The organism is Alphaproteobacteria bacterium, assembly GCA_025800285.1.
Classification (GTDB): domain Bacteria; phylum Pseudomonadota; class Alphaproteobacteria; order JAOXRX01; family JAOXRX01; genus JAOXRX01.
Window position 1 is genome coordinate 1 of the sequence record JAOXRX010000003.1, and the last position, 565, is coordinate 565.

Genomic DNA, 565 nt, shown 5'->3' on the forward strand with positions numbered 1-565 from the left:
AAGAATAAGTCATTGTCAGTCGATTAATAGCAAGAGAGTGTTGCATTTCACGATCAAGTTTCAAAGTTGGATTAAACTTTATCAAGAAATTATCTGGTCTGTTTTCACCAGTTTTTTCTCTGTTGATTCAAGAAATGTGAATAGCTCTTTCCATTATTTATTTATGCAATATATATTTTTTCAAAAGATCATTTAATTGCTTTTTTGTGATGATTTTGAGTTGATGGAGAAGATGAGCGATTTAATAGAACTCTTGCTTTACTCCATTGTTTCCAGCAAAGATCGAGCCAGCAAGTAATTCGAGTCTTTTGATGAGTTGATGAGCGTTATTGAAGTGGATTATACCAGTTCCTGTTAAACTTTTATAATTTCTGAGTTGAAGCATATTACTGTTAAAAATTTCCATGATATTATGTTGTTTGATAAGTTCTTTAGTTTTTTGTCTTGCATTTTCTCCAGCTTTTGGATAAGCTAAAGTCATACCTGTAATAGAATCTTTTTTTATAATCTGCTACACCTTTAATATTTTTTTTGAGAATGGCTACCTCTTTCATTCCTTTATCTA

Annotated in this window: 1 protein-coding gene; it reads right to left on the reverse strand. The window is 30.3% G+C overall.

What is annotated here, in order from left to right; genetic code table 11:
• Nucleotides 1-241 precede the first annotated feature (241 nt).
• Nucleotides 242-481, reverse strand: coding sequence for a hypothetical protein (locus tag OIF36_00015; GenBank protein MCV6598855.1), 240 nt, complete (start codon nt 479-481; stop codon nt 242-244).
• Between the last annotated feature and the right edge of the window lie 84 nt (nt 482-565).

Bases quoted from the DNA above. Each gene is read 5' to 3' on its own strand.
- OIF36_00015 (MCV6598855.1), bottom strand. From the start codon at position 481: ATGACTTTAGCTTATCCAAAAGCTGGAGAAAATGCAAGACAAAAAACT.